This window comes from Paenibacillus sp. 7523-1 (assembly GCF_002276415.1).
GTDB lineage: Bacteria > Bacillota > Bacilli > Paenibacillales > Paenibacillaceae > Paenibacillus > Paenibacillus illinoisensis_A.
Map to the genome: position 1 here is coordinate 104,149 of NZ_NPBR01000013.1, position 24,188 is coordinate 128,336.

General features: G+C 50.2%; 19 protein-coding genes. 7 read left to right on the forward strand and 12 right to left on the reverse strand.

The features are described 5' to 3' along the window. Positions 1 to 116: 116 nt before the first annotated feature. Positions 117 to 1,604, forward strand: a complete 1,488-nt coding sequence (locus CHH60_RS15600) for an aminotransferase-like domain-containing protein (protein ID WP_095360003.1) — start codon at positions 117 to 119, stop codon at positions 1,602 to 1,604. A 64-nt stretch (positions 1,605 to 1,668) separates the two neighbouring features. On the opposite strand, the gene CHH60_RS15605 is transcribed toward CHH60_RS15600, so the two are convergent. The 6 genes from CHH60_RS15605 to CHH60_RS15630 form a co-directional block, all read right to left on the reverse strand. After that, positions 1,669 to 2,496 carry a carbohydrate ABC transporter permease gene (locus CHH60_RS15605; protein WP_095360004.1) on the reverse strand — a complete coding sequence of 276 codons (828 nt, stop codon included), beginning with the start codon at positions 2,494 to 2,496 and terminating at the stop codon, positions 1,669 to 1,671. Then, positions 2,493 to 3,377, reverse strand: coding sequence for a carbohydrate ABC transporter permease (locus CHH60_RS15610; protein WP_095360005.1), 885 nt, complete (start codon positions 3,375 to 3,377; stop codon positions 2,493 to 2,495). Before CHH60_RS15610 ends, CHH60_RS15605 begins: the two co-directional genes overlap by 4 nt. Before the next feature lie 78 nt (positions 3,378 to 3,455). Then, the gene (locus tag CHH60_RS15615; RefSeq protein WP_095360006.1) at positions 3,456 to 4,736 is read right to left on the reverse strand and encodes an ABC transporter substrate-binding protein; all 1,281 of its coding nucleotides are present in this window, start codon (positions 4,734 to 4,736) and stop codon (positions 3,456 to 3,458) included. Positions 4,737 to 4,849: 113 nt separating this feature from the next. After that, positions 4,850 to 5,950 (reverse strand): response regulator, encoded by a 1,101-nt coding sequence (locus CHH60_RS15620; RefSeq protein ID WP_095360007.1) that lies wholly within the window; start codon positions 5,948 to 5,950, stop codon positions 4,850 to 4,852. After that, complete coding sequence (locus CHH60_RS15625) at positions 5,947 to 7,737, reverse strand: sensor histidine kinase (protein WP_095360008.1); 1,791 nt, start codon at positions 7,735 to 7,737, stop codon at positions 5,947 to 5,949. Before CHH60_RS15625 ends, CHH60_RS15620 begins: the two co-directional genes overlap by 4 nt. A 124-nt stretch (positions 7,738 to 7,861) precedes the next feature. Continuing rightward, on the reverse strand, positions 7,862 to 9,865 hold the full coding sequence (locus CHH60_RS15630) for a beta-galactosidase (protein ID WP_095360009.1): 2,004 nt from the start codon (positions 9,863 to 9,865) through the stop codon (positions 7,862 to 7,864). A 204-nt stretch (positions 9,866 to 10,069) separates the two neighbouring features. Between CHH60_RS15630 and CHH60_RS15635 the strand changes: the two genes are divergently transcribed. Beyond that, the gene (locus CHH60_RS15635; RefSeq protein WP_095360010.1) at positions 10,070 to 11,044 is read left to right on the forward strand and encodes an AraC family transcriptional regulator; all 975 of its coding nucleotides are present in this window, start codon (positions 10,070 to 10,072) and stop codon (positions 11,042 to 11,044) included. A gap of 56 nt (positions 11,045 to 11,100) precedes the next feature. On the opposite strand, the gene mobA is transcribed toward CHH60_RS15635, so the two are convergent. Then, positions 11,101 to 11,715, reverse strand: a complete 615-nt coding sequence (mobA, locus tag CHH60_RS15640; RefSeq protein WP_141236958.1) for a molybdenum cofactor guanylyltransferase — start codon at positions 11,713 to 11,715, stop codon at positions 11,101 to 11,103. A gap of 150 nt (positions 11,716 to 11,865) precedes the next feature. On the opposite strand from mobA, the gene CHH60_RS15645 reads away from it, so the two are divergent. Further along, on the forward strand, positions 11,866 to 13,059 hold the full coding sequence (locus CHH60_RS15645; RefSeq protein ID WP_095360012.1) for an MFS transporter: 1,194 nt from the start codon (positions 11,866 to 11,868) through the stop codon (positions 13,057 to 13,059). Positions 13,060 to 13,387: 328 nt separating this feature from the next. Here CHH60_RS15645 and CHH60_RS15650 read toward each other — a convergent pair whose 3' ends face one another. Then, positions 13,388 to 15,115: a glutamine--tRNA ligase/YqeY domain fusion protein gene (locus CHH60_RS15650; protein WP_095360319.1), complete on the reverse strand. Its 1,728-nt coding sequence runs from the start codon at positions 15,113 to 15,115 to the stop codon at positions 13,388 to 13,390. A 191-nt stretch (positions 15,116 to 15,306) separates the two neighbouring features. On the opposite strand from CHH60_RS15650, the gene CHH60_RS15655 reads away from it, so the two are divergent. The 3 genes from CHH60_RS15655 (at position 15,307) to CHH60_RS15665 (ending at position 16,940) form a co-directional block, all read left to right on the forward strand. Continuing rightward, positions 15,307 to 15,564, forward strand: coding sequence for a DUF2164 domain-containing protein (locus CHH60_RS15655; RefSeq protein ID WP_095360013.1), 258 nt, complete (start codon positions 15,307 to 15,309; stop codon positions 15,562 to 15,564). Between the two features lie 32 nt (positions 15,565 to 15,596). Continuing rightward, a complete protein-coding gene (locus tag CHH60_RS15660; protein WP_095291130.1) occupies positions 15,597 to 16,145 on the forward strand; it encodes a GNAT family N-acetyltransferase in 549 nt (182 codons plus the stop codon). 213 nt (positions 16,146 to 16,358) lie between these two features. After that, positions 16,359 to 16,940 (forward strand): hypothetical protein, encoded by a 582-nt coding sequence (locus tag CHH60_RS15665; protein ID WP_095360014.1) that lies wholly within the window; start codon positions 16,359 to 16,361, stop codon positions 16,938 to 16,940. 136 nt (positions 16,941 to 17,076) lie between these two features. Here the strand turns inward: CHH60_RS15665 and CHH60_RS15670 are convergent, their stop codons facing one another. Continuing rightward, a complete protein-coding gene (locus CHH60_RS15670; RefSeq protein WP_095360015.1) occupies positions 17,077 to 17,865 on the reverse strand; it encodes an SDR family oxidoreductase in 789 nt (262 codons plus the stop codon). Positions 17,866 to 17,891: 26 nt separating this feature from the next. Then, positions 17,892 to 18,395 (reverse strand): GNAT family N-acetyltransferase, encoded by a 504-nt coding sequence (locus CHH60_RS15675; protein WP_095360016.1) that lies wholly within the window; start codon positions 18,393 to 18,395, stop codon positions 17,892 to 17,894. 196 nt (positions 18,396 to 18,591) lie between these two features. On the opposite strand from CHH60_RS15675, the gene CHH60_RS15680 reads away from it, so the two are divergent. Further along, positions 18,592 to 19,764 carry a methyltransferase domain-containing protein gene (locus CHH60_RS15680; protein WP_441339399.1) on the forward strand — a complete coding sequence of 391 codons (1,173 nt, stop codon included), beginning with the start codon at positions 18,592 to 18,594 and terminating at the stop codon, positions 19,762 to 19,764. A gap of 142 nt (positions 19,765 to 19,906) precedes the next feature. Here the strand turns inward: CHH60_RS15680 and CHH60_RS15685 are convergent, their stop codons facing one another. Together CHH60_RS15685 and CHH60_RS15690 are read right to left on the reverse strand one after the other, a co-directional pair. Next, a complete protein-coding gene (locus CHH60_RS15685; protein ID WP_095360018.1) occupies positions 19,907 to 23,287 on the reverse strand; it encodes a GH36-type glycosyl hydrolase domain-containing protein in 3,381 nt (1,126 codons plus the stop codon). A gap of 130 nt (positions 23,288 to 23,417) precedes the next feature. Next, positions 23,418 to 24,185, reverse strand: a complete 768-nt coding sequence (locus CHH60_RS15690; RefSeq protein ID WP_095360019.1) for an alpha/beta hydrolase — start codon at positions 24,183 to 24,185, stop codon at positions 23,418 to 23,420. Positions 24,186 to 24,188 lie beyond the last annotated feature (3 nt).

Here is a 24,188-nt window from a genome sequence, read left to right on the forward strand (position 1 = left end):
TGGATGGCATGGAGACCAACCAAAATGATATAGTTGTCGGTATACAATGTTGGTGTACAAATTCGGTATACAAATAAATGCCTGAATCATCTTATCCCACTGGAGGCTAGCTCCGTATGAAGCATTCCGATCCAAGACAGGGCATTGACTGGAAACCTGATCCTGCAATCCCCCTGCCTCTATTCCGTCAGATTGAAATATATATCCGTGAAAAAATAACGACCGGAGAGTGGACCGCGGGCTACCGCCTGCCTTCCCAGCGTGTACTGGCTCAGTCCATGGGCGTCAACCGCAGTACACTGGTCGCTGCGCTGGACAACCTGATCGCTGCCGGCATGATTGAAGGCAGACGCGGCGGAGGAACCTATGTCTCCGGTTCCGGCTGGCATGCACTTGCCCACGGGACGCCGCCCAACTGGAATGAAGCCATTGAGGAAGGCTGGTATTATCCCAACCTTCCTGAAGTACAGCTCATTAACCGCGCCGAGTTCCAGCCTGGCATCATTCGGCTCGGTACCGGAGAGCTAGCGCCTGAACTAATGCCGGAAGAGGCCTTCAATGACATCCTGCGCTCCCTCTCGGAACGTGCCCGTACGTTAAACTACCTTCAGCCTCAAGGCAGCCTGGAGCTGCGCGAGGCCTTGTCTGACTATTTGCTGACTTGCGGCATTCAGGCGTCTCCCAGTGCCATTCTAATTGTCTCGGGCTCGCTGCAGGCGCTGCATTTGATATCGGTGGGCCTGCTTCCCCGAGGGTCGGCTGTCCTGCTGGAGAAGCCCTCCTACCTCTACTCCATTCATGCCTTTCAATCCGCCGGATTAAAAATGCATGGCGTTCCCATGGATGCAGGTGGATTACACATACCGCGTCTGGAAGATTTGATCGAGAGTGGCACTCATCAGGGACATCCTTCGCCGCTGCTCTACACCATACCGAGTTTTCACAATCCGACGGGTTCCGTCATGAGTGATACTCGCCGAAACGAGTTGATGTCTGCAGCCCGTGCCGGAGGTGTGTCCATTCTGGAGGATGCTGCCTACACGGACCTGTGGCTGGACATGCCCCCGCCCCTATCGTTAAAAGCGAGGGACACGGATGGACGTGTGCTTCACATGGGCACACTGTCCAAGGCTGTCAGCCCTGGTCTACGTCTGGGCTGGCTGGTAGGACCTGAGCCGGTTATTCGCCGCCTGGCAGACATCAAGATGCAAACGGACTATGGTACCAGTTCACTGGCGCAGGAAGCGGCCACACTCTGGTTTGCAGAGGGATATCACACACGGCACATGGAGTGTCTGCGGCCAGAGCTTCGCCGCCGGAGGGACTTCATGCTGGATCTGCTGGAACGTTACTTCAACAGCATTGCAGAGTGGAACAAACCAGCCGGAGGCTTTTACATCTGGCTCAAGTTCACTACCGGCCCCCTTTCGATCCGCCAGCTGTTCCATACCTGCCTCCAGGATGGCGTGCTCATTCATCCTGGTTTTCTGTATGACCGCCTCGATGCGGACCACCTCAGACTGTCCTATGCGTATGCTTCGGAAAAAGAGATGGAGCGTGGAATGCAGCTGTTAGCCAAAGCAGCCAAAAAGCTGTTGGGTTAACAACAAATAAACCGCCTTGTACTGGAAGGAGGACATCCTTCAGCTCAAAGCGGTTTTTCACCTGTTATCCCTTAACTGCGCCTTCTGCAATGCCCTCCATAATGAACTTTTGGAAGAAGGCATAGATCACAACAACCGGAATGGCAGTGAGCACCAGGGATGACAGAATCAGCGGCCATTCCTTGTTATATTCGCCAAACAGCATATTGGTGGAGAGAATCAGCGTGTAGCGATTCACATCAGTCAGCATAAGCAGCGGGAGCAAGAAGTCATTCCAGATCCACAGAAAGTCCAGAATGGCGATCGTAACCGTAATCGGCAGCAGCAGCGGAAAAATAATCTGGAAAAAGGTCTGCACCTCATTGCATCCATCCATCTGTGCTGATTCTTCCAATTCACGCGGAATAGACTTCACAAACCCGTGATAGAGGAAGATTGCCATATTGACACCAAGCCCAATATAGATCAGTGCGAGTCCGTATGTGCTTCCCTGTACCGCCATTCCTTTGGCAACCCGGGTGAGCGGAATCATGATGGAATGAAAAGGCACCAGCATCGAAGCCACGAACAGGAAGAAAATCAGGTTGCTCAGTCTTCCTGCAGTACGGGACAGCTTGTATCCGGCCAGCGAAGCGCAGAACACAATGCCGCCAATACCCAGGAAGGATACAATCGCTGAATTCATCGAGCTGCCCAGCAGATTGATTTTGTTAAACGCATCGGAGTAATTCTCCCAATGAAGCGTTGTCGGCAGTGCAATAAACGACTGGAACATCTCACCCTGTGTTTTGAACGAGTTTACGACAGCCATGTAGATTGGCAGCATGGCCACGAGGGAACCCAGCACGAGCAGCAGTCGGATCAGGTAGCTGTTTAATCGTTGCATCCTCATGCTTCCACCTCTTTCTTCTTCATGACGGTGATCTGGATGAGTGTGAAGATGAGCACGATAATAAACAGTACAACTGATTTGGCACTGGCATAGCCGTATCTGAAGTTGTTGGAGAAGGCTTCTTCATAGATATTCATAGTGATGACTTGCGTGGCTCTGCCCGGACCGCCACCTGTCAGACCATACACCACTTCAAACACCTTGAATGCACCGTTCAGCGTCAGGAAGAAACAGATGGTAACAGCGTGGGTGATCATCGGCAGCACCACATTGCGAAGCACCTGAAAAGCGTTGGCTCCGTCAATAACAGCCGCTTCCTTAAGGCTCTTCGGCACGCCTTGCAGGGCAGCCAGATATATAATCATCATGTACCCTACACCGTTCCAGAGTGATACAGTCAGGATCGAGTAAAATGAAAACTTCGGATCCCCTAGCCATTGCTGATCCAAAAACGTGAAGGCCAGTTTCTCGGCCAGCTGTGGCAGAACTTGAGAGAAAATGAACGTCCACATGAAGGCACTGATGATTGTACTGATCATGTTCGGCATGAAGAACAGAGTCCGGAAGAGCCCCTTGCTGCGCGTCCGTGTCTCGATGAACACGGCGAGCAGCAAGGCAATCCCATTTTGCAGAATCAGCATAAACACCACGTACTTGAGTGTGAACCAAAGGGAATTCAGGAAATCGGGATCCTCCTTGAACAATTCAACAAAATTTCCAAGTCCAATAAAGCTGTAATCCTGATTCAAGCCGTTCCAGTCCGTCAAGCTGTAGAACATGCCGCTAAACGTGGGGTACAGCAGGAAAATCGCATAGATGACAAAGGCAGGCGCAGTGAACGCGAGCAGTGACAGATACTTTTTGAATACATTCGTAGCCATAGGTTCTCCCCCTCTTCACTATAAGCAGACTCGTGTAAACGGGGGAACGAAGACCGTTCTGCCAGCCGTTTCATCTGCCTACTTGTTGACTTTGTTGTAGGATTTCCACGCCTTGTCGAGCGCATCGATAACCTGCTGTTGATCCAGTTGACCGGAATAGTAACCTTGCAGTGCTTTGCCTGACTCATCCTTAACAGCTTGAGGAATCGAAGGATCCTGATAGGCTTTGCCTTCATTGACATACTTCAATGCATCATCTACCCATGGGAAGCTTTTGAAGTCATGAATCTTCGCTACCGGATTGAATTTCAGGGCTTCGTAGAATGCACTTGAGTCCTTATCATCGAGAATATAGTTTACAAAGTCGAGTGCAACTTCCTTGTTTTTGCTTGAAGAGGATACCGCCAGTGACGTGGAGGTGCTCAGGTTGATTTTCGTATCATCCGGGTTATCATTGATTGGCAGTGGAGCCACGCCAAAGTTTATTTCCGGATTGGACTTCAGGATGGTCTCCGCGAACCACGGCCCCTGAATCCACATGGCTGCTTTGCTTGTTGCAAAAGCTGCTGATCCATCGTCTCCGCCTACTTCCAGTGCTTTATCCGTACCATTAGCATTCACGAGATCGAAGACATCGAACAATGCTTTCATATCCGCAAATGATCCCTGATCCTGATTCATCTTATCGATGAAGTCCTTGTGCTCCGATTGTGTCAGTGCACCCACGGTAAGCGGCAGGAAGAGCTGCGGGATCCAAGCCTCCTTGTAGGACAGTTCAAATGGTGTAATTCCCGCCGATTTGAGTTTTTCCACGACTGCTTTCATTTCCGTTAATGTCGTTGGTACCTCCAGTCCCTGCTCCTCGAAAATATCCTTGTTATAGAGGTAACCCCATGATAACGTTTCCATAGGGACGGCCACGACTTTGCCTTCCGCATCCATAACGGATGGTTTAACGGAATCGAGTAATTTGTCCACAAAAGGCTGATCGGACAGATCCTCCAGGTAGCCCGCTTTGCTGAATGGCGGGATTTCGTTCACGGCATGAAGCGCGAACACATCCGGAGCATCATTGGAGGCCAGCCTTGTCTTCAGAATCTGCGGTGCATTATCCGCTGGCGGCATCTCCAGTTGTACGTTAACCTCGATGTTTTTCTCGGCTTTCTCCTTGGCTTTGAACTGTTCTATATATTTATCGTAATGTTCTTTCAGCCGCGGCTGTGCTATGAAAACCTTGAGTGACACGGTGCTGCCTGATGCAGACCCTTCTGCCGAACCATCCGTACCTGCATTAGAACCGCAGCCTGCGAGCAACACACTCACCAGTACCGCACTTGCTACGCTTTTCCATACTTTCATCTCTTATGACCTCCCGGTGTGGCTGGTTTGTCTTTCATAGGCCCATTATATCTCACGAAATGAAAGCGCTTCATTGGATAAAATTAGACTCGTTTATTGGATTATTTTAAACCTTAATCCAACCTTGGATTCTGCAGACCAGCCTCTCCTTTCCTCATCTCCCCAGGCGAAATTCCGAAATGCTTCTTGAATACCCGGTAAAAATAAGATACATCCTCATAGCCTGCCATCTCTGCAATATGCTTGAATGGAATCTGCTCGTCCAGCACCCATTCCCTGGCTCTGGTCATGCGCAGCTGTACAACGTAGTCCGTCACGGTCAAGCCGTATTCTTTCTTGAACATCTTGCTCAAATACTCCTTGCTGACAAAAAAGATCTGAGCCAGCTGCTCCAGCGTAATCAGCTCCATGCAATGGTGCTCAATGTGATGCTTCACCTCATCCAGATTCAGCTTGTTTTTGAACTTGCGCTGGGCAATCAATTGCTCCAAAGCCTGGTAATACGGCGCAGATACCCAGTCCACAGCCGAAGATATGGATGCCAGTGAGACAGAAGGCGGCAGCACGGCCGCAGAAGGCTGGTCACACAGCCCATTGGAAACACACAGCTCACCCATTAGTGTCTGCAATTCATATGCTATCCGTCCAAGCTGCTGGGGCCTCTGAATTAGGTTGATCTCCAACCTGTGCTCCAACTGCTGGAACAATTCACGCAGCCCTTGTACATTCAGATCATTGAAACGCAGGCGTACCTGCTGCTGGAACAGTGCAAACTCTCCGGAAAAGGCGGCTGGGTAAGGTTCCCAGAACTCCGGCCCAGATTCAGCCTTTTCCAATTCCCTTTTACATTTGGCAAGAACCGCATTCAATTCATCCGGATTCACTGGCTTCAGCAGATAATCCGTGGCACGATGGCGAATCGCATGTTTGGCATAATTGAAATCATCATATCCACTGACCACAACCACCTTGATGTGCGGAAACTGCCCGCTTAATGTCTGCAGCAACTCCACACCATCTATACCCGGCATTCGCATGTCCGTAATGATAATATGGGGCTGATGCTGTTCAATCAAGCGAATGGCCTCTTCGCCATCCTCCGCCTCTCCTGCTACAGTCATGCCGAGCGTCTCCCATTCGCCGAGACTGCGCAGTATATCCCGATTCCACGGCTCATCGTCCACCAATAACACTCTGTAATGTTCCTTGTTCACCCAGTTTCGCCTCCTGTGTCGCAGGGAATGACAACCGTAACCCTTGTTCCCTGGCCTTCTCCACTCTCCATCTTCATGCCGTATGCAGGCCCAAAGTGCATCACGATTCGCGATGCTGCATTGATCAGTCCGATGCTGGTGCCTGAATTCCATACCCTGTCTCCTTGCCTTGACAGCCGGGACAACCTCGATTGAATCTCTGCCAGCGTGCCCGCATCCATGCCAACTCCGTTGTCACGAATGCAAATGATGACTTGCTCGTCCTCGCGGGTAACTTCGATTTCAAGCCTCCACTCACCCTGCTTCTTCTCCAGCCCATGTACAAATGCATTCTCCACGATCGGTTGCAACGATAATTTGGGAATGTAACAATTCCCCAGGCCTTCATCGACGTCCAAGGTATATTCTAACCTGCTGGCAAAACGCTGCTTCTGGATCAACATGTAATGTTCAAGCTGATCGAGTTCAGCCTGCAGCGGTACCAGACCATCTGGTGCACGTACAATGTAGCGGAACATTTCGCTGAGGGCACGAATAACCCGATAACTGTCCGCGGGTTTTTGGGAGTACACCATGCCACCAATCATCTGCAGCGTATTTTGCAGAAAATGCGGGTGAATCTGTGATTGCAGAGCCTTGAGCTCTGCTGTACGTTTTTCTAGATTCATATGGTAATTTTCACGGATATGCTCTCTGATCCGGCTTGCCATCCCGTGCAGATTTTTCTCAAGCAAGCCAATCTCATCGACCCGTCCACTGCGCACCAATTCCTTATCCTTGATCAGCTGGATGCCCTTCATGGAATTCGCCAGTCTCACGATGGGCTTCGACGTTTGCCATGCAAGGAATGCTGCCAATCCTATGGAAATCAGCGTAGCCAATCCGCCAACCACAAGTCCATACTTCATTGTTGCCAGCGCACTTTCATTAATGACATGGTCAGGGACAACTTTGATTAGACGCAACCCGGACGGATCTATCGAATGGTAGAATACATATTCCTTCGCAGTCCGAATGAAACCGGAGTTATTATTCGTCTGTGCAAGCTTCTCCAACGCTTCTGCCGATGGTTGTATCTCCTTGTTCGGCTGATAGACAGGATGGCCCGTCCCATCAGCAATGTAAGCCGAGTACTCGCCCCGGCTGTCCAGTAGCTCCAGCGTCTGATCGAATTCGGCCCACTTGATCTCCAGACTGATCGCCCCAATCTGCGCCTGATCTTCAAAGCGATTCATACTGCGGGTCATATGGAATTTCTCCGAATCGTTAGAATCATTGATAATGGTGAAGTCCTTATGCTGATCGAAAAGTTCATGATAGCCAGCCGGAACATCGTTGACCGTTCGGATCCGGCTTTCCATCGAATTGAATGTGAACAGCGTGTCCAATTCCTTCAGGTAAAGCTCGACACCAAATACGTAATTGCCAGCTGAATAATATACGCTGTTCAGCATGTTGAATACGGCCTTCTGTTCATCAAACCGGCTGGCAGCCGGTGCTTCCATGTTCAGCGCCAAATACTGATGAAGCTCATCACTGATCTGAATGGAATAGATAATATTGTTCATCCGGGCAAACTGTTCTCCCAAATACACCGAGGCCCAGTTCATGTTGGCCCGATTGGTTTGCATAATTTCCTCCTCCATGGAAGATCGGGCATTCTCAGCTGCCATCGCGGTCATGGCAATGACCGGCAGAACCGCCAACAAGGTCATCGTCAGAATCAGCTTATTGCGAATGCTGCGTTTGAACGGATCTGTAAGCTTCCGGTAGAAGTCGGTAAACATGATACATCCACTCCCAGGCTTTAAATAAGACAAACGCCCTGGCATAAGCTGCAAGGGCGCTTTGATCTTGGTATCCTTTTTATATCATTGGAGTAAGGGTTGTCAATTCATTTATGATTTCCCATTATTGCTCAATGATTCGTATTCCCCAAGGTTCCAGTTCGATGCTCTGTTCTCCGGCCACCACTGCCCCGGACAGAAGCTCCATCCCTTTTCCATGCGGGTTCACGAATGTGACCGCCTGATCGGAGTAGTTGAAGTAGTAGCGAATCGTATTCCCCTGATCATTCATACCTGTCTTCACGATGAGTGGGAAGGCAAGTTCCTGGTCGGCTCCCCATATTCCGGCTTCTTTCATAACACGCTCCAGCACCTTGCGGATCACGGCTGAACTGGTATAGCAGCCCACATAGGTTACCTTGCCTTTGCCATAGACATTCTCGGTGATCGCTGCATATTTGCCCCAATGAGGATGTTCATACCAGGCGAGCACGTCTGCTGTGGTCGGTGTAATCAGTTCCATCCAGGTATGAACCTGGTTCTGCTCCTCCCCAACCTGGAATGGATCATCACGGAGGCTAACCTTTTTCGGTTCTACGAAAAGATTGTAACTGATGCCACAAGCTTCGCTAATAATCCCTGGTTGGCGGGTAGAGCGTACCTTGATATGTTCGTTGGCGAATCCGCTTTTGAAGGAATACACCACATGCCCGCCGTCCTGGGCAAATTGGTTCAACCTCTCCAGCAATGCATCCGAAGCCGCATACAATGCCGGTACAACAATGACATCATAGCCTTTATAACTTTCAACTGACGGATCGATCAGATCACAGCCAATGTTCATCTTGTACAATTCGTCATACATCCAGCGCACCACGTCGTTGTAGTTTTTGTCACTGGTAAAATTAAATCCAAACCACTTGATTGACGTCAGAGCCTCATTGCTGAACAATACGGCAACTCGGTTCGTTTTTTTCAAATTAACGAGCTGCGGGCTTAGTCTTGCAAAATCGCTCCCAATCGTTTTGGCCTCATCATAAACCGGGTTCGGTTCAAAATCGTGACTCAGCAGGCCTTTCCAGTAGGTTTCGAATGAGTTGTGTAACGAATGCCAGTGCCAGTAAGCGACCATGTTCGCTCCGGAAGCCAGATGGCTGAACGCCTGCAAACGGAGCTGTCCCGGATAGGGAACCCAGTGCCAGAATGCCTGCGCTTCAGTCTCCAGTACGAGATAGTTCGATTGCTTAGTTGAACGCGCCACGTCACCGCCGAATGAAATCTCAATGCCTGTCAGATCATCCTGGGAAGGATGGTAGATATCCACACTCGTGATGTCAAAAGGTTTGGATGCGGCAAAATGATCCACATCTCCCTGAATGCCGTACGAATATCCGCGCCAATCAAAGTCAAAGTTCTGGGTGACAAACTGGCCAGCCTGTTTGTATTCGTTCACGATCCCGACTTGCCACGCGAGAAAGTTTGTTACGAGCAGCCGCTGAAATTTGGCAAATTCGGCGCCGAGGCTGCCATTGATCGTCCCCACAACCGAAGGGAAGTCCTCCCAGCTATTGATGCGGTTGCTCCAATAATCGAGACCAAATTCCTTGTTTAGCTCATCCAGTGAGCTGAACTTGTTCCGCATATATTTGACGAATTGCAGTTGTACATTATCTCCGGCTGTATTGTAATGCTTCGTTTCATTATCGGTCTGATAGCCAATTACAGCGGGATGTGTGCTAACCCGGGAGATGAGCCTGCGGATAATGCGTTCAGCATAAAACAGATAGGTTGGATGTGTAATATCCATAATCTGGCGTGCACCGTATTTCCCTGGTCCCTGTACGGTAGTTGCCAAAACATCCGGATGTTCCTTGACCATCCAGGTGGGAACAGCATACGTTGGTGTGCCAACGATAACCTGAATTCCCGCATCATGCATGGCATCCAGTACACGATCCACGGAGGAAAAATCAAATACGCCATTTTGCGGCTCATGCGTACTCCAGGTCGATTCGGCGATACGCACAACATTAATCCCCGCATCCTTCATCATCTGAATATCCTTGTCCAATCTTTCATAGGGCATATATTCATCGTAGTAGGCTACTCCGTATAACAACTTGTTCATCTTCATATCTCCTTCTCTGCACTGAACTCAAATGTGATTCAAGCTATAGTTCAATTCCACAAATGTTAGCGTTTACATCATTGTCCATTCAAGTGTACTGTTATTGGAAACGACCTGCTTGGTTAAACCGATTATAATGAAGTATACTCAAGGTGCCGATTGCACAAAACGAGATATTTTTACCCTTTTCCGAGGTGAATGTATATGGATATCCGATCACAGTTAAGAGAAATGCCACATCATCCGCTGGCCCACTGGTTGCCCATCATTGACTGTAACATCAAGTTTTTTGGCGCACACAGCCAGCAGGTACCCCATGGCTGGACCATGCCGGAAGAATCCCATCCGGGATTCGAGATCATGCTGATTTTAAAAGGGACCCAGGCAAGTATAATTCATGGTTACACCTATACTGTTGAAGAGGGAGATATTCTGTTGATTCCCCCGGGATTCAAACATACCAATCAATGTGTTTCCGCAGAGGGCATGACGTATTTCAGCGCCCATTTCCATGTGGACGATCCGGTCTTCACCCTCAAGCTGATGTCACGGCATAGTGGTATCTATGAGGCGGGTACAGAGCACAATCTCCAGATGCGTGCTGTATTGGAGAACTGGATGGGCATGATCAAAACATCTGAGCCCTACACATCTACGGACAAATTTGTCATGCAAGCGCGCATGTTCGAACTGTTCGCTCTCCTGTCCCAGGCAACCGACCAGGAACCGCTACCTGTCCTATCCGGTGATGGGCCGAATACTCCGGCACCCTCTGCAATGCACTACGCAGGGGCCATCGCAGAGGCCATCAAACAAGCCTTTTACGCACAGCTTCGAAGCAAGGAAGGCCATGCTTCCACCGTGAAAGTGGAACAGATCATATCCTCCTTTGGCATCAGCCCAGGGTACGGCCTGCAGATCTTTCGCAAAGTATACGGGCAATCTCCACGAGCCTATCTGTCGAGTCTGAAGCTGCAGGAGGCCAAGTTCATGATTGAACAACCGGAACTCTCTCTCGGACAAATTGCATGGAAGCTGGGCTATACCCACCTATCCCACTTCAGCAGGCAATTCAAACGCTGGACAGGCCAGAGTCCGCTTCAATATCGGAATACCCTGCAGGAGACATCTTTCGATGTCAGCCAGAGACACCATGGTTGGCCTGTTGAATTAGAGTAAGGATGCTACAAAATCTACATGAGACATGGGCTGCATGCTGAAATATGATGATCGATTCACATGCTCGGCGGAAGGTTGCCCACCAGGTTCCGATAATCCTGCATGGTGTTCATATTGATTAACTGTGCTGCTGCATCCTGGACCCCTGCTCTTTCCAGATCCTCTGCTTCCACATACCGGCACCCAACCTCATCCAGCCAGCGAGTGACCCGCAATCGGTCTTCGATCAGGCACTGTTCGAGGCTGGGAAGTACATCAATATGATAAATGCCTACCAGTGGATGGACCCGTCCTTCCAGACGCGGCACGATCGCCCGATGTGTCTTGTCCGATGCGGCTAACCGTTGCAATGTGGTAAATAAGGAGGGCTGGACCAAAGGCATGTCGCAGGCACAGACCAGATTCCACTCGGTCTCCGATGCTTCAAGTGCGGCATGCAGGCCGGCCAGCGGTCCCTTTCCAGGGTAACCATCCTCAACACACGTATAACCTAGCGCTTGATAAGCACCCACATTGGGTCCGGCAGCAACGATGACACGGGATACTGCAGGAGCTATAGCCGAAGCCACATGCTCCAGCACAATGGAGCCATCCAGAGTCAGCAGTGCCTTGTTGGAACCCATCCGGCTGGATAAGCCCCCTGCCAGTATAATGCCAGTCCATTCCTTCATGTCCACGGTTATCACCCCTTCCGGCTCTCATATAATAAACTTATTCTATACATTGAATCCCCTTTCAACAAATGATACATTGTAGAATATTGATTCTGAAAGGAATGGCTCTATTTGGACAGATATGCACCCGGAAGAGGCAATCCCTCTTTGGTTTCGCTGAAGCTATATAACTTTTTCATATATGGAGCCATCTCCATCTTCGCTGGCTTCCTCCAATTGTATCTGCAGGAGATCGGCATGACCAAGCTGGAAATCGGCAGTCTGATGGCCATCGGCCCCTTTGTCTCTTTATTTGCCAATCCGTTCTGGGGCTTCTGGAGCGACAAGTCCCGCAATATTCGCATCATCCTGATGATGATGATGGGGGGCACCTTCGTGCTGGCCCAAGCGGTCTTTCATGCGCCGACCTATGCCTGGATCTATGGAGCCATGATTTTCTTTTATTTCTTCCAAAGTCCATTGTTTGCCCAAACCAACAGTCTTATTCTCGGGTATATCGATGGGACCACGCAGAAATTCGGTACATTCCGGCTGTGGGGTTCCCTCGGCTGGGCTCTGACTGCGGCAGCTGCTGGACCGCTTATCGACCGATTGGGTGTCGGCAGTGTTTCGATTGTGTTTGCCTGCTTGATTATCATTGCATTTGCGTTTGCCATGTTTCTGCCAAGGCAGCCGATTGCGTCAGACACTCCTGTAGTGACCTTCCGCCGTTTCGGCAGAGTGATGTTCAATCCGTATTTCATGACATTTATCGGACTGGGTGTACTGGTGTCGGTTCCTAATGCGATGAACAGTACATTTATGTCCCTCTATATAACAGAGATGGGCGGAAACAAACAGATGGTCGGGTGGGCCATCTTCACCTCATCCATTCTTGAAGTGGGTGTGTTCCTGCTGCTGGATCGCTTCCTGAAACGAAAAATGAGCATGCTGCTTGCAAGTCTCGTGCTCGTCAGCCTGTTATTCGCCGTTCGTTGGCAGCTGATGGCCGAGGCCGTTAATCCCCTGGAGATTGTATTTATCCAGCTGATGCATTCCATTACGTTTGGCGGATACTTCTATGTCGGGACCCAGCTGACCATGCTATTTATTCCGAGACCTTATCGTTCCTCTGGCCAAGCTGTGTATACGATGGCCTGGGGCGGTATATCCGGTGTCATTGCCGGCTTGTTCGGCGGCTGGTTATTCCAGAGCTTCGGTGCCGAGGTCATGTATAACATTGGCGTCTTCTTCTCTCTTATTGGTGCAGCAGGCTTTGGCGTCATGTGGCTAATCAATCGCAGAAATGGCTACCAGCCTATTGTGCTGACTGAAATGGGAAGCATGGATGAGGACGGATAATGGTTTGTTTCACAGAGGTTGAACCTTTGGAGCTACACTAGGCCACTGCGTGGACAGAACAATCTTCGATCGCTGTTATTCCCGGATTATTTGATTCCCTTTTTCAGAGGGTAAAATCACGGTGATAACGTATGCTTTCGAAGTGCTTTCTTGCAGAAAGCTTGCAGCGAACGCTTCGCTTCTCCAGCTTTATTCTGTCCTCTCCGTTATGGTGTATATAAAAACTTCAAAATAAGAAAACAAAAGATTATGGAAAAAGGGAAGTAAGAAAAAGGGCGTCTCCACGCAGCTATTGCGCGGAGACGCCCTTTGTTTTATTTCATGTATCTTATGCCTTCGGCAGTTGGAACGAGCTTTTCAGCGATACGACCCGGTTGAATACAGGGCGGCCTGGCTCCGAATGCTTCGGATCCACACTGAAGTAACCATGGCGGAAGAACTGGAATTTATCCTGTGCTTTCGCCTCCTGCATCTCTTGCTCCACATACCCGTGAACAATCTCAAGGGAATTCGGATTCAATTGATCCAGGAATGTTTTTTCCGGTTGCTCTTCCACGATCTCAGCTCCGGCTACTTCCGGTTCTACATCAGCATCCGGTGCTTCTGCCAAGATCAATGGCTCATACAGACGGAATTCAGCAGGTACCGCTTGAGTCGCTTCTACCCAGTGAATCGTACCTTTAACTTTACGGCCTGTGAAGCCACTGCCGCTCTTCGTCTCCACATCATAGGTACAATGAATCTCGGTCACATTGCCTTCAGCGTCCTTGATCACATCATTACATTTGATGAAGTACGCATGTTTCAATCGAACCTCATTACCAGGGAACAGACGGAAGTACTTGTTCGGCGGATTCTCCATGAAGTCATCTTGCTCAATGTAAATCTCGCGGGAGAATGGAATTTTACGACTGCCCATCTCCGGATTTTCCACATTGTTCTCTGCTTCCAGCCACTCCACTTCCCCTTCAGGGTAGTTGGTGATGACTACTTTCAGCGGGTGCAGAACGGCCATGGTGCGCGGAGCTTTCAGCTTCAGATCCTCACGGACAAAGTGTTCCAACGTTTGCAGGTCAATAACGCCCTGACTTTTCGAAATACCTGTCTCGAATACAAAATCACGAATCGCTTCCGGTGTGTAACCCCGGCGACGGAGACCTGAAATCGTTGGCATGCGCGGATCGTCCCATCCATCCACATGTCCTTCGTCCACAAGCAATTTCAGTTTCCGTTTGCTCGTTACCATCTGGGACAGGTTCAGGCGACCGAATTCATACTGATGCGGCTGACTCTCCATCTCACATTCAGCGATTACCCAGTCATAGAATGGTCGTTGATCTTCGAATTCCAGGGAACAGAGGGAATGTGTCACACCTTCAATGGCATCTTCCAGCGGATGAGCAAAGGCATACATCGGATAGATACACCATTTGTCCCCAGTGTTGTGATGGTGTGCATGAGCGATACGGTAGATGACCGGATCACGCAAGTTAATATTAGGTGAAGCCATATCGATCTTCGCACGAAGCACTTTTTCTCCATTTTGGAACTCGCCTGCGCGCATCCGTGCGAACAGATCCAGGTTCTCTTCGACAGTACGATCACGATACGGACTGTTCTTGCCCGGTTCGGTCAGTGTGCCGCGCATTTCCCGAATTTCATCGGCGCTTTGGTCATCGACGTAGGCCTTTCCTTTTTGGATCAGCAGGACAGCACGATTGTACATCTCGTCAAAATAGTCGGAGGCAAAACGTTTTTCGTTCCACTCAAAGCCGAGCCATTTGACATCCTCCTGAATGGATTGTACGTATTCCACATCTTCCTTCACCGGGTTTGTGTCGTCAAAACGCAGGTTCGTCTTGCCGCCAAATTCAGCGCCCAGCGTGAAGTTGATCCAGATGGCCTTGGCATGGCCAATATGCAGATAACCGTTCGGTTCCGGAGGAAAACGGGTAATGACTTCCTGGACTTTTCCTGACCGGAGATCTTCGGTAATAATATTTTTGATAAAGTTAGGAGGGGTTGTACGATTGTCCACAGGTATCAAACCTTTCATGAATTGATTGGAGCTTTCAGAAATTACAAAGTGTTTCATCTAAATATACCTTTAACGAGGGACGAGTTCAATAAAGAACGGCACCAAAGTCCGGATTGCCTGTATACAAGATAGGCCAAAAACCATTTTGACGGGTTCGCACGAATCATGTAGCATGATAGTAAAAACAAAATATAGGGAGGGATTCCCACTTGAACACGCTGAAACTGACCAAAGAACAGCAGGATGAAGCCATTCGCACGATCCAGTCGTATTTCCAAGAGGAACGCGGCGAAGAACTTGGCGACCTGGCCGCTTGGGGGGTGCTCGATCTGTTTATGACGAAGCTCGCTCCCTACATATATAATCAGGCTCTCGGTGATGCTCGCACCACTGTGAATCAACGCATGGCCTCCATGGAAGAAGATCTGTTTGCTTTGGAGCGCAAACTGCCCTCTGCTTCCCGCTAAACCACTACTTATAAAGAAAGAAGGTTGCACTCATGTTTACCTATTCATTGGATGAATATACCGAACTCCGTCCACTCTCTATAGAGCACACGAAGCCGCTGTTTGAACTTACGGATCGTTCCCGCGATCAATTGAGGCACTGGCTTCCATGGGTGGACCATGTCACCGAAATTGAACATACCTCAAGTTTCATTAATAACGCACTGAAGCAGGCTGCCGAGAACGGAGGCTTCACCGCAGGTGTATGGCTGAAGGGCGAGCTCGCTGGCATTATCGGATTCCACGAGATTAACTGGACCAATCGTTCGGTAAGCATTGGATACTGGCTTGGCAAGGGCTTTGAAGGACAGGGACTCATGACCAGCGCTTGTCGTGTTCTGGTCGATTATGCTCTGGTCACCCTGGACCTGAACCGGGTCGAGATTCGTTCAGCAACGAACAACAAGCGCAGCCGCGCCATCCCTGAGCGTCTTGGATTTGTCCTGGAAGGCGTTATTCGTCAGGCAGAGAAACTGCCTAAGGGATACGTCAATCATGCCGTGTACGGCATGCTGCAGCATGAATGGGAGCTTTTACGCTAACCCGCATACATATGGATACAACATGGAATGCCCCTACCTGCACGAAGCTACCTTCATGCAGGTAAGGGGCATTTTGGATTGGGCCGACAAATTCAACTTTTACTGCCCCTTAAGGTCATTTTCAGCCTCTCTTCATCCTGGATGCCTAAGATAACGTTGTGGGTTCTTGGCCCATACCATACACAACTATACTGAGAAAGAGGATGATCGCTGATGAAGAGAAGCAGAACATCAAGAACCATGATGATTACCAGCACGATGGCTTTGACGATCGCACTTGGCGGAGGATGGTTTGCAAACACCACCGCGAGTGCTGATCCTGCTGCAGGCACTTCCGCTCAGAAGAAAAATGCCAGCCCCGCAACGAATTCACATACATCAAAATCATCAAAATCCATAAATGTTAACAAGGGAGCCGGGCATGGCCGATACACCGATGAACTGGTCTCCGCCCTCGGCGTGACAGCAGACGAGCTGAAGGAAGCCCGCAAGGCAGGCAGCACGATTGCCGAGATTGCTGCCAGCAATCATGTGGACGCGCAGACTGTAGTCGACAAGCTAGTCGCTGCCGGGAAGAGCGACCTGCAGCAGCAGCTGTCTGACGGGAATATTACACAAAGCCAGTATGACAAACGGATAGCCGGCCTGAACGAACGGGTCACGGACTTGGTAAACGGCGTATTGCCGGAAGCACGACAAGGTTCCAGAGGCAAGCGTGGCGAGGCATCAGGAACTGAATCCGATTCGGGCAGCTCAGACGAATCCACCAGCACGAACAGCACGGATCAAGCCTGATGGATCGTGCCAGCTCGTTTGCATGATTCTACATGTTTTTGATCAAAAACCCTCTGTCTTCACCTATGGTGTGACAGAGGGTTCTACATCGTTCCTATATATAACCGGAACTCTTCATACAAATTACCTTTCCATCTTAGAGAGCTCGTACCATCCCGCCATCCACCACTAGCGAAGTGCCAGTAATGTAAGTATTGGCCCCGGATAACAGGAACACAACGGCTTTGGCGAACTCTTCAGGCTGACCGTATCGTCCCAGAGGGATTTCCTTGCGGAACTGTTCGGCTACCTCTTCTTCACTAATTCCATTCTGCTCTGCGCGGGCTGTGTCGAGTTCACGTATCCGATCTGTTCCGATTCGTCCGGGTGCCACCGTATTGATCAGAATCCCATAAGGGGCAAGCTCCTGTGACAACGTCTTCGCCAGACCAAAGACACCCGTGCGGAACGTGTTGGACAGAATCAGCCCCGGAATGGGCTGTTTTACCGAAGTTGAGGCAATATTCACAATATGTCCGCCGTTGGTCTTCATATAAGGGAGGGCCCCCCGAATCATACGTACATAGCTCATCACATTCAACTCAAATGCACGTTCCCAATCCTCATCTGTCAATGATTCAAAGGTTCCCGAAGGAGGACCGCCAGAGTTATTCACCAGAATATCAATCTGCCCGAACAGCTCCCCTGTCTTATGGATTAATGCGTTAATGTCTTCCTTGCGTGTAACATCCGTTACGCAGTATTCAACGCATCCTCCGCCGTCCAGTTCCAGCAGTTCTTGCTTGACGGCTGCGAGCTTCTCCTCGTTCCTGCTCGCAAGCATCACGTCTGCCCCTTCTGCGGCCAGCTGTGCTGCCACCGCCTTGCCCAGTCCCTGACTGGATGCCAGCACCAGCGCTTTTTTACCCCGAAGTCCCATATCCATTATATTGTTCCTCCTTCGTCATCGAACTATCGCTCAGTCCGGATAAAATAACTCATGAGAATATCGTCCACATACTTCCCGGCGATATAAAATTCCGACACCAGTCGGCCCTCCGTCTCAAATCCACATTGGGTATAAAAAGCGATCGCACCCGGATTGCTCGACAGCACGCGAAGACGCAGCTTATGAATCCCCTGTTCACGAGCATATTCTTTCATGGCATGCATCAGGGACGTGGCCACGCCACTGCGCCGGTCATTGGGATGGACAGCAATATTAATCTCGTAGACATGACGATTGACAGGCATCCCCGTAGGCGGATAAAAGCCCACATAGCCGCAGACCCGTTCTCCCTGAACGGCAACCAGCTGGCTGCCGGGTGGACAATGCTGCAGAAATTGCTGTCTGGACTTCCAATGGAATGGCGCTGGAGAGGTATGTATGTCCCACACGAGAGCATCCATTTCCATTAGTTGGGGTGCATCCTTCATCTCGGATGGCCGAATTTTATACGTTTGACGGGTAAGCATCGCATTTCAACCTTTCATACAGGTAATTACATTATTACAGCGCGTTGCATGGCCCTTGGATTATAGCTGATAGATGCCACTAGCGCATTTTTCTCATTTGATTCTATTGTAGCACAGCCCTAAGTCCGAGCTAAAATGGGGATCTCCCCTTAACCTTTACGTTACGTCATCGTTTATACTGATTATCATGAAGGAGGTGCGGCCATTGAATATCAAAGAGGCGGCAGGCAGGCTTGGCATATCCCCCAGAGCGATCCGTTTTTATGAGGAAAAAGGATTAATTCTTCCCGCCAAGCAGGCCAGTAATGGATACCGGAGCTACACGGAAAATGACATCTGGCGGCTTCAGACGATTGCCGCACTGCGGGAGATCGGCATGTCACTTCAGGATATTACTCAGGCGCTCGGTGAGATTGATCAAGGCAACCAGCAGCGTCTGGAGGAATATCTGGAGCTGCAGCAGGCCGTCATGTATGCCCAGTGGATTGAACTGAAACGCATGCTGGATACGACCCAGCGCATGATTGATCTCAATCGTCAGGACGGGCCGCTGGATGTTAGCCATCTCCATGAGCTCGCAGACAGTTCACGCCGCCTGCGGGAAGCACGCCAGAACTGGCATGATCGTTGGAACTATGATACCCAGGCAGCTATCCATGATGAGCGTGTTCACGCCAAGAGCGGCAGCATCCCTGCATCTTCCCCATCTTTCCCGGAAGAAGCCGGCAGCATGCCTTATAACGAATCCAGGGACGCCTTAGAACACCAGGATACCAATAAGGCCCCATCGTCTTCCTTTTATCTATATCACAACTATGACGAGGCGCTGGAACAGACTGCGAATTGGATCTCCCCTGTTCCCGGTGAACACGGACTCGATATCGGAACAGGTACAGGCAATCTTGCAGGCAAGTTATTGGAACGCCAAGCCATCATGACAGGGATTGACCAGTCCAGAGAAATGCTGCGCACATGCCGTACCAAGTATCCCGGGATGCATGTGAAGCTGGGGAACTTCCTTGCGCTGCCTTTTGCCGATCATACCTTTGATTTTCTTGTATCCAGCTTCGCCTTCCATCATCTGAGTCCGGACCAGCAGCAGCTGGCACTGCAGGAGATGCAGCGGGTATTAACCCCGCGGGGACGAATCTGTCTAACCGATCTCATGTTTGCGGACGCACTTCACCGCGAAGCTTATATAAGACAAGCTGAGGCAGATGGAAACGGTGAGCAGCTGCTTGCCATAAGAGAACGCCATTTCCCCCTGCTGGATGAATTAACCGGGTGGCTTGAGATGCATGGCTACGTTACAAAATACGTTCGTCACAATGAGCTGCTGCATACGATGCTGGCGGTTCCGCTGCGTTGATAAAGGTGATCGGCCAGCGCGCTCTCCACATAAGACACAGGCCGTGGACCATTGTCTCTTACTTATATAGAAAAAGGCCATCCTGCCTGTTAAGGAGGATGGCCTTTTCATTACACTCAAGCATCAAGCTATAAGGAGTGAGTTACATATAAATATCAACGATGGTACGGTCCGAAGTACGCAGCTGTCTGAACTCATCCAGTGAGATGCAGACTCCGCCCTGACGGTAACGGTTCGCTGTAACTTCTGTGCGGATCTCCTTACCGTTTACGGTTATACGGTTAACCGATCCTTCGTTCAGGTGATAGATGAACGTTACCGGTTCACCTGCATATTCAAACTCGAATTGCATGCCGTCCAGCTCGGCTGGCAGGACAGGGTCAATGACCAGATCTCCACCTTCCTGACGGATACCGAGTGCATTCGAGATCAGCTGGTTCATGTAGATCCCAGGGCCGCTGGAGTAGATTCTCCATCCACCCTTCACCTGCACGGTACCTTTGCGCAATTGATCAAAATGCTCCTGCGCCTCATAACGCGTGTTGAATTTGCCGTCGGAACTGCTGAAGTACGCATTGGCCTGACGGATCTCTGCGTTAGGCACAACCTCACCTATTCCAACCGGATTGATCATCGCGAGTCCATTCCATACCTGATCGGTCTTACCGAGCTTGGCCATCGCTTCCACATAGCGAATATGGGCGTGTACGTACTGCAACCCAATCTCGCGTCCGAAGTTGGATGCCTGTTCTGCCCGCTTGAAGTGGCTGCTTACACCGCCGGCATACTGAGCCGGACGATTCATCAAGCGCACGCCATCCGGGCACAGGAAATGCTCGCGAATCAGTGCATAATGCGATTCAGCTTGTTCTGCCGTAAGCAATTCACCGATCATGCTGCGTGTCATAGGCAGCAGACGATACTGAATGCCTGTCTCTGTATCGGTCGGATGCAGCATCAGCTTCGCCTGATCCGCGTCCTCCATGTACACAAAGCCCGGAATAACATCGGTTCCCAGCATGTAACGGTTGAAGTCTTCACGGATACCCTGAGCCAGAACTTCAAGCTCCTCAGCGAAGGAAGCATCCTTGTATTTCAAAGCGTGTGACAGCACGTTGACGGATTGATACGTCAGAGCTACCGTCCAGCTGCTCACCATAAACTGCTTGAGCTGTGCATTGGCTGGCTGCAGGGTATCGTCCCAGTCCCCATCGCCATAGGAAGACAGGAACGTATCGTGCAGGAAGTGCGAACGAATGTATTCGATCTCTTTCTTCGCATGATCCAGTACGGTTGCTGTGTCTTCCGTGAATCCGAAGCTGTGTTTGACGGTGTAAGGCACCTTCTCATCCAGAATCGCATAGTCACGCGTCGCCGTCAGATAGTCTGCCAGCACTTTCAGCGGCCAGACGATGATATCGCCGTGACTCTCTTCCTGTTGAATGGCAAAGTATTTGTCAAACATGAACCATTGCGGCCAGTTACCGTCATCCTCGTATTGATGCGTGTAGACCATTTTGATGATGTCGCGTACCTGCTCGTATTTTTGAGTAGCCATGAAGTATTCAACCGGACCCTGACATACGTCCCGTGTACCCCATGCTGCGCCGCCGTATTGCTCCAGACCGTGAGGCACGGAATAATGAACCAGCATGTTGTGTGTGTACCACCAGGCCAAGGCATTCACTTTGAACAGATCCTCAGCGCGCTGACCTTCTCCGCGGGACAAACGGAAGCCATTCATTACACCCGCGAAGAATTCGCGATAAGCCTGTACTTCCTCTTCAAATGTAAGAGTTGATCCAGCTTCATCAGCTTGGCCTTCCAGTACACCCTGCACTTTAAGCGTCCATTCTGCACTCTCTTCCAGGCTAAGCGTAACGAGCGAAGCAGATCCACTGCGAATACCACTTGCCAGCAGCGTCTCGTCGCCTGCGTTCATCGAAGCACCTTCTACAGACATGCGATATTGCAAGTCAGGATATGTGCCGACACTGATTGCTTTTGGGTCTGCTTTGAAAACCAATGTATTACCATCCTGCATCATGTGCAGTGGATATTCGTATTCGTTCACGTTCATTGTGATCTGGTTGGTTACCAGATAGCGATAGGCTTTACCGCTTGTAGAACGTACATTCATGCTCACTTCGGTTGTGTGTGCACCTGTATAGTTCGTTACGATGATTGTATCGGATTCAGTTTTGTACATCCAGCGCACATAGTTGAAGCCAATTTCGAACAATGACGGCATTGTGAGCAGACGATATTGACCCTCCATCTCTACGTAAATGCGTTGTCCGGCAGTCTTCGGTACGTTCAGTGCATTGCGGGCGTTACTGATCATTTTGTTAAAATTGGTGTTGCCGATAACCAACTGCGAGTTGAAGATACCGTACATATAAGATGTTGTTGTAATAACCGGTGCTCCAAGCTTCACGTTGCCACCGCTCATCAGGATATGACCGTGAGGACGCTCCACCAGCAGTTCCTTGGCTTTCAGCACGATATGTTCGTAACTACCTGTGAAGAAGGACAGGAGTGAACCCTCATTACGCTCTTCCTGATGACGATCAGGGAACAGGTTCTTGATTTCTTCTTCCGTCATGTCCAGTGCCACAAGCGGCTCGCCCAGGCTGGAAGACAGCTTCACTTGCTCGAGTGTTTCACCGTTCTGAACTTCGAGTTTCTGTACAGCGTCCCAAGCCGCAGTCACTTCATCTGCATACTCCAGTGCGGAAATGCCTTCTGGATGATTGGACTTCGCCAGTCCATAGAAGACAACCTCAGCTTCCCCGTTCAGGTTCAGCAGCTCGGATTGCAGCGCCGTATATGCGAACTCATATTGATAAGTCTCATTAGCCAGAGTTTTACGGCTGAGACTTTCCGGTTCGTTGGTTTCCTTGTAGGACAGACCGAAGAACTGGAAGCCATCTGTAGAGTAACCGACCGCCTTGGTCAAAGAACCCTGCTGCATATATGGGAATGCGCCGCCCTGAGGCTGGTTTTGACGGGAACAAACGACATATCCCTTCGCTCCATCTTCAAAGACAGTATGGTCAATATACTGTGACAGATAGGCCTCGTTGCTGCGTACCGCACCCGGATCAGCCAGTCCAATATCCTGTCCGTAGACGATATCCACTCCGTTATGCTGCCCTTTCAGCTTGACATCCCAGAACCAAACGCCTTGCGATGTTGCCGTGAACACGACCTGATAACCGATGCCTTGTTCCTTGCCTTCCAATGGAATGCTGCCTTCCCAGATCAGTTGATTGTCTGGCTGAGTCTTGCTTGTAATCACCTTACTGTTCGAACGTGCACCCAGCAGCGGGAAAGAGCTAATGTTCTCGCCCTCATGTACTCGCAGGTACAGATTGTTCAGAGATCCATCGATCTGGTTGCTTAGCAGCTGGTTCAGCATGGTTTTACCGGATGTTGCCTGGTACAGGTCCCCACTGTTCAAAAAGGTAAACGTCAATTCCCCGGCAGTCAGCCGGATCGGTTCATTAATCATCGTTGTCATGTCTTTCACTCCTTCATTTAGTAAAAATCGAAACGTTTCGAATCGACCGAAAAAGAATAGGGTTCCTCTGCAAACCGACCTGTTAAAAGGCCAATTCGGTTACGAACCCCTGGTTTTATTTTCACGCTGGCTATACCTGAACAGGCAACCATTCCAGAACACGCTTGATCTTCATATCCCAATAACTCCACTCATGGCCACCTGGCTCTTCTTCATACGTCACCTGTACATCCAGTTCCTTCATCGTATGCCGAAATGTCTGGTTGGCTTCATACAGAAAATCTTCTGTCCCGCAGCATTGATACAATTGCGGGAACGCCGTCCCTGACGCAGCCAGCCTGCGGCTAACGGCCAGCAGATCGTCATCACTGCCTTCAATTCGCTCCGGACTCCCGAAGATGCTCTGCATTTCTGCAGGGGTGAAGTTCCCCTCGCCACGTACCCTGCTTGCCAGATCAAGTCCGCCCGAGAGGCTGGCTGCCGCAGCATATCGCTCCGGAAAACGCAGACCCAGCTTGAATGCACCATACCCGCCCATGGAAACGCCTGTTACAAATGTATCTTCACGGCGGTCCGAGATGGGAAAGAGCGACTTCACGAATGCAGGCAGTTCCTCACTTATATATGTAAAATAAGACCCGCCCTGCTGCATATCCATATAGTAGCTTCGCCCTGCCGATGGCATCACAACCGCAATTCCCCGGGCCTCGGCCAATCGTTCGATGGATGAATGCCGTGTCCATTCGGAGTGGTCTGCACCGCGTCCATGCAGCAGATACAGGACAGGCAGTTTTCCATCCCGGCTTGCGCGAAGCGGTGAATGCTCAGGCAGTATAAGTGTAATGTCTGTAGACACGCTAAGACTTTCGGCGAACAACTGGCATTGGATCAAAGCCATTGC